The 8,857-nt window shown below is 59.7% G+C and carries 7 protein-coding genes; 5 read left to right on the top strand and 2 right to left on the bottom strand.

Annotated features, from left to right (window positions below; all coding sequences use genetic code 11):
* Positions 1–43: 43 nt before the first annotated feature.
* Positions 44–880, bottom strand: a complete 837-nt coding sequence (gene panB / locus ACNPN0_RS11375) for a 3-methyl-2-oxobutanoate hydroxymethyltransferase (protein ID WP_133834276.1) — start codon at positions 878–880, stop codon at positions 44–46.
* Between the two features lie 136 nt (positions 881–1,016).
* Here panB and glnA (ACNPN0_RS11370) point away from each other — a divergent pair, with 136 nt between their 5' ends.
* The 4 genes from glnA (ACNPN0_RS11370) (at position 1,017) to ACNPN0_RS11355 (ending at position 6,503) form a co-directional block, all read left to right on the top strand.
* Complete coding sequence (gene glnA / locus ACNPN0_RS11370; protein WP_105656784.1) at positions 1,017–2,357, top strand: type I glutamate--ammonia ligase; 1,341 nt, start codon at positions 1,017–1,019, stop codon at positions 2,355–2,357.
* Between the two features lie 52 nt (positions 2,358–2,409).
* Positions 2,410–5,436 (top strand): bifunctional [glutamine synthetase] adenylyltransferase/[glutamine synthetase]-adenylyl-L-tyrosine phosphorylase, encoded by a 3,027-nt coding sequence (locus ACNPN0_RS11365; RefSeq protein ID WP_448938908.1) that lies wholly within the window; start codon positions 2,410–2,412, stop codon positions 5,434–5,436.
* 8 nt (positions 5,437–5,444) lie between these two features.
* Positions 5,445–5,927: a DUF1990 family protein gene (locus ACNPN0_RS11360; RefSeq protein WP_448938090.1), complete on the top strand. Its 483-nt coding sequence runs from the start codon at positions 5,445–5,447 to the stop codon at positions 5,925–5,927.
* Positions 5,928–6,032: 105 nt separating this feature from the next.
* Positions 6,033–6,503, top strand: coding sequence for a nucleoside deaminase (locus ACNPN0_RS11355; protein WP_448938089.1), 471 nt, complete (start codon positions 6,033–6,035; stop codon positions 6,501–6,503).
* A 162-nt stretch (positions 6,504–6,665) separates the two neighbouring features.
* Here ACNPN0_RS11355 and glnA (ACNPN0_RS11350) read toward each other — a convergent pair whose 3' ends face one another.
* A complete protein-coding gene (glnA, locus tag ACNPN0_RS11350; RefSeq protein ID WP_400288257.1) occupies positions 6,666–8,090 on the bottom strand; it encodes a type I glutamate--ammonia ligase in 1,425 nt (474 codons plus the stop codon).
* 274 nt (positions 8,091–8,364) lie between these two features.
* Between glnA (ACNPN0_RS11350) and ACNPN0_RS11345 the strand changes: the two genes are divergently transcribed.
* Positions 8,365–8,802 (top strand): RDD family protein, encoded by a 438-nt coding sequence (locus tag ACNPN0_RS11345; protein WP_400288256.1) that lies wholly within the window; start codon positions 8,365–8,367, stop codon positions 8,800–8,802.
* The last annotated feature ends 55 nt before the right edge of the window (positions 8,803–8,857 follow it).

Here is an 8,857-nt window from a genome sequence, read left to right as displayed (position 1 = left end):
ATCGTGGCAGCGCACCGCTTTGCGATATGGCGTGAGCCGGCTTCTATTCCTTGAACTCGTACTCTGCCGAGGGGAAGGTGCCGGAAACCACGTCCTGGTGGTACTCGCGCACCGCGTTGCCGACAACCTCACGCAGATCAGCGTACTTCTTCACGAAGCGCGGGGTGCGGCCCCCGCCAAGACCCAGCATGTCCTGCCAAACCAGGACCTGTCCGGTGGTGGAATTGCCAGCGCCGATGCCGATGGTCGGCACCTTCAGCGCGGCATCGATTTTGGCAGCGACCGGGCTTGGCACCATTTCCATCAGGATGCAGAAGGCGCCTGCATCCTGCAATTGCACAGCGTCGTGCTTCATCTGCTCTACTGCGTCGCCACGGCCCTGCACACGGTACCCGCCCAATGCATGCTCGGACTGCGGAGTGAATCCGATGTGCCCGATAACGGGAACTCCGGCAAGGACCATGGCGCGGACATGCTCGGCGTATTGCGCGGTGCCCTCCATCTTGACCGCGTGGGCATGGCCCTCCTTCATCAGGCGCACCGCAGTGGCAACGGCCTGGGCAGGGGACTGCTCGTAGCTGCCAAACGGGAGGTCGGCAACGACCATGGCGCGTTTGGCCCCGTTGGCGACAGCTTTGGTGAACATGATCATTTCGTCGAGGGTAATCGGCAGCGTGGACTCGTAGCCGAGTACGGTATTGGCAGCGGAGTCGCCAACCAGCAGCATCTCGATCCCGGCCGAATCGAAAATCTCTGCCATCATTACGTCATAAGCAGTTAACATCGCGAATTTTTCGCCATTGTCCTTGGCCTGCTGCAAATGATGAAGTCGGATACGGGACGGGCCTTTTTCAGGGTTCCCTAGGTATGGTTGTGGCATGAATCGACTTTATCGCACTTGGACAGGGCGATGCTGATCGTTGGGACGGTTCTGAACCGATATAGTGTTGCCACAGGTCAATTTTCTTACCGGTTGTGATCAGCGCCGGATATCAGAATCCCAAAGGTGGTGGAAAATGGATCGTCAGCAGGAATTTGTACTGCGCACCATTGAAGAACGCGACGTTCGATTTGTGCGAATGTGGTTTACTGACGTCGTTGGTTCGCTCAAGTCGGTGGCGTTGGCTCCTGCTGAAGTTGAAGATGCTTTCGAAGAAGGTCTGGGATTCGATGGTTCCTCCATTGATGGACTGTCCCGGATCTCCGAGTCTGACATGTTGCTTCAGCCAGATCCTGCCACCTTCCAGATCCTGCCGTGGCGCGGCGAAGTCGAACCGACCTCCCGCATGTTCTGCGACATCCTGACCCCTGAGGGCCAGCCGTCCAATGCAGATCCGCGCCAGGTGCTCAAGCGCCAGCTGGCCGAAGCATCGAATATGGGTTTCACTTGCTACACCCACCCGGAGATCGAATTCTATTTGCTGGAGAACGATCAACTGGATGCCAATGGCCGTCCCCAGCCGATCGACAACGGTGGCTACTTCGACCACGTGCCAGATGGCGTGGGGCAGGACTTCCGCCGTGCTTCCGTGACCACGCTGGAAGCGCTGGGCATTTCGGTGGAGTTCTCCCACCACGAAACAGGTCCAGGCCAGAACGAAATCGATCTGCGCTACGCAGATGCCTTGCAGACCGCCGATAACATCATGACCTTCCGTACCGTCATCAAGGAGATGGCGATGCAGAAAGGCATCCACGCAACCTTCATGCCCAAGCCATTTGCCGACCATCCGGGCAGCGGCATGCATACCCACTTCTCCTTGTTCGAAGGCGACGCTAACGCGTTCTTCGAAGCTGGCCGCGAATACCAGCTCTCCGATGTGGCCCGGTCCTTCATCGCCGGCATCTTGCACCATGCGCCGGAAATGACCGCCATCACCAACCAGTACGTGAACTCGTACAAGCGGTTGTGGGGTGGAGGCGAGGCGCCGAGCCACCGTTCGTGGGGGCACAACAACCGCTCGGCACTGGTCCGCGTGCCGCTGTACAAGCCAGGCAAGGGACAGTCCGCCCGCGTGGAATACCGCGGTATCGACTCGGCAGCCAATCCGTACCTGGCCTACGCGGTCTTGCTGGGCGCTGGGCTGAAGGGCATCCGCGAAGGCTACGAGCTGGAAGAGCCAACCGAGGATGATGTCTGGAGCCTGTCCACGGCAGAACGCCGCGCCTCGGGCCACGTTCCGCTGCCTGGCAGCCTGCACGACGCATTGCGCGCCATGGAAGAGTCGGAACTGATGGCCGAGATCCTCGGCGAGCAGGTATTCAACTCGTTCCTGTCGAACAAGCGCACCGAATGGGAAGAGTACCGCCAGGTCATCACCCCATACGAACTGAACAAGTATTTGGGAATCCTCTAGAGACTTCGCCGCGTGAAGCTGCGTGGCGAAATGCGGGAGAACACGAGACACCATGCCGGAAGTACCCTCGCGAGCATTGCTCAACGCTGGCTTCAGCGACATCGAAAGGGCCAAGAATTTCCTTCAGGCCGAGGAACTGTCCCGGATTGATCCCAGCCTGATCGTGAGCAAGATGGCGCATGCGCCAGATCCGGACCAGGCACTGCTGCTGGCCCTGCGGTTGGTGGATCGGCACCCGGAAGTCATCGATATCTTCATGGAGCCCGATAGCTGCCAAGGGCTCGTCAGGCTTCTGGGCAGCTCTTCTGCGCTCGGGGAGTTCCTCATGCGTTGTCCCGAGGCGCTGGAGATTGTCCGCCACGCCCCGTCCGGTGAATTCGTCCCCGTGCCCGCGGAACAGCTGGTCGAGGACTTGCTGGCATCGATCGAGGCCAAGCAATCAGACGGCGGGCACTGGGTCTCTTCCCATACCGGGGCTGAAGCGCGTCAGCGCTTGCGCACCGCCTACCGCAAGGCCTTGCTCTCGCTGGCCCACCGGGACTTGGGTTCCACTCAGCCTCAGCGCATTCTGCCCCTGGTCGCCGCCGAACTGGCCGACATGGCTGGTGCCGCGTTGGAGGGGGCATTGGCCATTGCCCGGGCCGAAGCCGCCGAACAATATGATGCTGGCGACGTTGATCGGGTTAAGATCACCATCATTGGCATGGGCAAGTGCGGTGCACGTGAACTGAACTATATTTCGGACGTCGATGTCATTTACGTCCACGATTCCACGCTGGGAATCGATGACGACCTGGCGGCCGCGATCGCGACGGTGATCTGCGGGAACACGGCACGTGCCCTGATGGTGCCTGGCCCTGAGCCGATGCTCTGGGAAGTGGATGCGAATCTTCGCCCCGAGGGCAAGGACGGGGCCTTGACCCGTACGCTCTCATCCCATGAAGCGTACTACCGCCGGTGGGCCCATTCATGGGAATTCCAAGCCCTGCTCAAGGCCCGCGCGATTGCCGGCGACAAGGAACTGGGACGCTCTTATGAGCGGATGGTTTCGCCAATGGTGTGGTCCAGTTCCGAACGCGAAGGCTTCGTTGAATCCGTCCAGGCCATGCGCCGACGCGTCAGCGACAACATCGACAAGCAAGATGTTGCGTGGCAAATCAAGCTGGGCCCCGGTGGGCTGCGCGACGTCGAATTCACCGTCCAGCTGCTCCAACTCGTCCATGGTCGAGTCGACCCCGCCATCCAGGTGCCAACCACCACCCTGGCCATCCAAGCGATGAGCGATATCGGCTACATCGGCCGTGATGATGCGACGAATTTCGATGACTCATACCGTTTCCTGCGCTTGCTGGAGCACCGGATACAGCTCAGCCAATTGCGCCGTACCCACTTGATGCCCCGGGCAGAAAGCGCCCAGCGCGTGCTTGCACGATCGATCCGTGGTGCCGGAGACCTGCAGCTCAGCAGCCCGGAGAAGCTGATGCGCCGCTGGAATGAAACCAAGCGCATGGTGCGTTCGCTGCACGAGCGTATTTTCTACCGTCCGCTCCTGGTCAGTAGTTCCAACCTCTCGGCCGATGATGTCAAGCTCACCGCCGAATCGGCGCAAGCCCGCCTGCGCGCCCTGGGCTATCTCGACCCGAAGGCGGCGATGCGGCACATTGAAGCCCTGACCGGTGGGGTCTCGCGCAGTGCGTCATTGCAACGGCAATTGCTGCCGGTACTCCTGGACTGGTTTGCCCGCGGGGTGGACCCGGATGCTGGATTGCTGGGCTTCCGCCGGCTCAGCGAAGCGCTGGGCAAGTCCCATTGGTTCCTCGGCATGCTGCGCGATACCAACGCTGCCGCCGAACGGCTGAGCCACTTGCTCTCCAATACGCGCTTCCTGACCGACCTGCTGGCCAATGAGCCGGCGGCGGCCGCTTGGCTGGGCTCCGACGCGTCCTTGACGCCGCAGACATTCGAGAACCTGCTGCAGCAGAACACCTCGATCATCCATCGCACGAAGCAGCCAGAAGCTGCCATCCGCATGATCCGCATGGTGCGCCGCCGCGAGTTCTTGCGTGTCGCGCTTGCCGACGGCGCCGGCCTGCTGACCGTTGACGAAGTTGGCGTAGCACTCTCTAACATCGACGCCGCCATGGTTGACGGGGTGCTGAAGGTCCTCTTGGCTGCTGACCAGGCCAAGCACGGGGAACATGCTGTCGTTTCGGTCATTGCCATGGGCCGCCAAGGCGGTCGGGAAATCGGCTACGGCTCTGATGCGGACGTCCTGTTCGTGCAGCGCCCGGTTCCTGGCGCCACGGCCCAAGCTGCTCAAGAACAAGCGCTTCGGGTAGTTACCGACCTGGTGTCGTGGACCGCCAAACCGTTGAAACCAGCCATTCCAGCTGAAGTGAAATTGAAAGTGGACTCGGATCTGCGCCCCGAGGGCCGCCAGGGAATGCTGGTCCGTTCTCTCGACGCCTACGCCACCTATTACCAGCGATGGGTGGAAATCTGGGAACGCCAGGCGTTGCAGCGTGCACGCCCGTTTGCCGGCGATGACCAGTTGGCTGAAGATTTCATGGAATTGATTAGGCCGGTGCGCTACGGCAAGGGACTGGACGAGTCGGAGATCCGGGATATCCGCAAGATCAAGGCCCGCGTTGAGTCCGAACGGCTCCCACGAGGTGCCGACCCCAACCGCCACCTGAAACTGGGACGAGGCTCGCTCTCGGACATTGAATGGCTGGTGCAGTTCTACCAGTTGCAATACGCCTGGAAGCACGAATCCCTGCGCACCACCTCGACGCTCCGGGCGTTGGAAGAGCTGGCGAAATTGGAGCTCATTGCGCAAGACGATAGCGAACTGCTGGCGATTGCTTGGCGGCTGGCTACGCAGATTCGCAGTGCTGAAATCATCACGTCCGGACGTTCCAGCGATGTCTTGCCGAGTTCGGCGCGCGATATGGAAGCCGTGGCTCGGTGGTGCGGCTATGAGCCGCACTTTGGCGTGGAACTCGAAGAGGACTACTTGCGTGCAACCCGGCACGCGCGTGGCATCTTTGAACTGCTGTTCTACGGCTTTGAGAACTAGGAACCGCGGTGGCCGTTGAAACGCTGCTGGAACGTACCTGGAGCCCGCTGGCTGCTTCATCCAGGCCGTGGCAACGCCGCGTGCTGCTAGGTAGGGGAGCAGCCCTGTGGAACGTTGCGTGCGCTGCCTTGCTCCGTTGGGAAGTCAAGACACGCAGCGGGTTCAGGCTCCAGCCGCAGTTGCCGGTCGCCGTGGGCCAGCAACCCTTGATCACCATCGGTGTCGGACCGTTGCGCATCCATGAACCTGTGGAGGTCGTTGACGTCGTTGCGGAAAGTGATTGGGTAGGGTTTTCCTACCGGACGCTGCCGGGGCATCCGGTTCAGGATGTGGAAGCTTTCATTCTTGAACGCGCGGACGAGCAAGTTTTCCTGCTGATCAGGTCGGTCACGGAACCTTCAGATGTGCCTGCTTGGCGTCGAGTCTTCAGGGTGCTGCTCCTGGCGCAGTGGGTGACACGCCAGCGTTACCTTCGTGCGCTGAAACCTTAGTCCGCAACCGGCAATTTCCTGCACTTCCCGCCGGAACAGGACGCGGGGGACTAGGGTGGGGATTGTAATCTCTACGCGAATAATGAGTGCAGGGGAGCTTTGAAAATGCTGGACCCAAAGATGCTGCAGGCTGCCATTGATCAGTCCTTGCTGGCCCTGGAATCCAATGACAGCGGACCATTTGGCGCGGTGGTAGTCCTTGACGGAAACGTCGTTTCCGCTGGCTATAACTCGGTGGTGGGTAGCCAGGATCCAACGGCGCACGCCGAAATCAATGCCATCCGCGCAGCGGGCCAAGCACTGGGAACCTTCGATCTGTCGCAATGCGAGCTCTACACCAGCTGCGAGCCATGTCCCATGTGCCTGGGGGCCATCTATTGGTCCCGCTTCAAGCATGTCTACTACGCGAATACGCGCGAGGAAGCCGCGAAGATCGGCTTCGATGACGATTTCATCTACAAGGAGCTTGAGCTTCCCATGAGCGGGCGGAAAATTCCCTTTACCAAGGTTGAAGATTCCGGTGCGCTCAGGGCGTTTGAGCTTTGGGAAGCAAAGAGCGACAAGCAGGAATACTAGTACTTGTTATCGGGGCGGCACTTGCCCTGAGCGCGATGGCCGCCCATGTGCGGGCCCGCACTGATGCTTAAACAGAGGAGTCCGCACAAGTGCCGGAACATTGTTCTTGCGCTTTGTGCGGACTCCTCTGCAAACTACACGGGGCGATGCCCCGTCAGCTGATTAGCAACCGTAGTAGAGCTCGAACTCGTATGGGTTCGGGCGCAGGCTCAATGGCTTGATTTCGTTTTCACGCTTGTACTCGACCCAAGTCTGGATCAGGTCCTCGGTGAAGACGCCGCCTTCGAGCAGGAACTCGTGATCAGCTTCCAGGGCCTTGAGCGCCTCTTCGAGGCTTTCAGGTGCGCGCTGGATTTCCTTGGCCTCTTCGGCAGGAAGCTCGTAGAGGTCCTTGTCGATTGGCTCTGCAGGTTCAATGCGGTTCTTGATGCCGTCCAGTCCAGCCATCAGCTGGGCTGCGAACGCCAGGTATGGGTTCGAGGAAGCATCCGGAGCGCGGAACTCGATGCGCTTCGCCTTAGGGTTCGAACCGGTGATCGGGATACGGATACCGGCAGAGCGGTTGCCCTGCGAGTAAACCATGTTCACTGGAGCTTCGTAGCCCTTGACCAGGCGGCGGTAGGAGTTCACGGTTGGGTTGGTGAACGCGAGCACGGCGTCTGCGTGCTTCAGCAGGCCGCCGATGTACCAGCGAGCGGTATCGGACAGGCCAGCGTAGCCCTTTTCGTCGTAGAACAGCGGTTCGCCGTTGGACCACAGCGACTGGTGCACGTGCATGCCCGAGCCGTTGTCGCCGAAGACTGGCTTTGGCATGAAGGTTGCGGACTTGCCCCACGCGTCAGCGACGTTCTTCACAATGTACTTGAAGAGCATCAGTTCATCAGCGGAGTGAACCATGGTGTTGAACTTGTAGTTGATTTCTGCCTGGCCGGCAGCGCCCACCTCGTGGTGGCTGCGCTCAACCTCAAGGCCAGCCTTGTCCAGCTCGACGCAGATCGCGTCGCGCAGGTCAGCCTGCTTGTCAGTCGGTGCAACTGGGAAGTAGCCGCCCTTGTACGGGGTCTTGTAACCCTGGTTGCCGCCTTCTTCCTTGCGGCCGGTGTTCCAAGGTGCCTCGTCGGAATCGATCGAGTAGAACGCGCCCTGTGGCTTGGATTCGTAGCGAACGTCTTCGAAGATGAAGAATTCTGCTTCTGGGGCGAAGAACGCGGTGTCAGCGATACCGGTCGATTCCAGGTAAGCCTCGGCGCGTTCGGCAACGCCACGTGGGTCGCGGTGGTAAGGCTCACCGGTGCGTGGGTTGATGATCGAGAAGTTGAAGGCCAGGGTCTTTTCCAGGCGGAAGGGATCGATGAAGCCGGTGGTGACGTCCGGGATCAGCTGCATGTCGGAATCAGAGATGCCGGCGAAGCCGCGGATGGAAGAACCATCGAAGAGCTGGCCGTTGACGAAGAAGTCGGCATCCACGGACTTGGCAGGCACGTTGAAGTGCTGCTGTACACCTGGTAGGTCGGTGAAACGGATATCGACGAACTTGATGTCCTCTTCGGCAATATATGCCAAGACTTCTTCTGGACTGGTAAACATGTGCAGGTGACTCCCTGGTGAGATATAAGGTTTGGTAAACGGAACCGGTAGCCGGAATGATCCGGCTGGTCCTCTTGCTTACGTATCAAGCTTACCTATAATCCATTTCTGAATGGTGTCTCTATTGTTTCCAACCTGTTACAAGCGGAGAATCCGGGCGTGTCGTATCGCGCTGATCTGCGCTGATTGCCTGCTGTAACAATCTGACTTGGATACTTGCTACCTGGTTATCGCGTTCTAACTGGCGCACAGAATCGCTGGATAGACTGTATTGGTGGAAAGAAAAGACTTCAGCTCGTGGCTTGAAGGGCCGCCGCAGCATAATACGCAACAATGGCCCGGGCAGGATATGGGGCGCCCCGAAAAGGGCCCCGGCTCCATTGCCAGATTCCCGCGACGGGTCGGTGCACTGCTCTTGGACTGGGGGCTCTCGATGCTGCTGAGCTGGTGGCTGTTTGACAGCCACGATCTGGCAACATTGAGCCTGTTCTGCGCCGGGCAGATCATCGGTGTCGGGTTCACCGGGCACACGATCGGGCACCGTACCTTTGGCATGCAGGTGCAGTCGCTGGATGGAACCGCAATCAAGCCGTTGCAAGGCCTGATTCGTTCCTTGCTGCTTTGCCTGGCTATTCCGGCCTTCGTCACCGACAAGGACCAGCGTGGACTGCATGATCGTTTGCCCAAGACCATCCTGGTGAATATCTCCTAGCAATAGATCCGGACAGCAAGAAAGAAGCCGCAACTGGAAATTCCAGTTGCGGCTT

This window comes from Glutamicibacter sp. AGC84 (assembly GCF_053543575.1).
The sequence above is the reverse complement of the archived record's forward strand: the minus strand, read 5'-3'. Positions and strand labels throughout refer to the sequence as shown.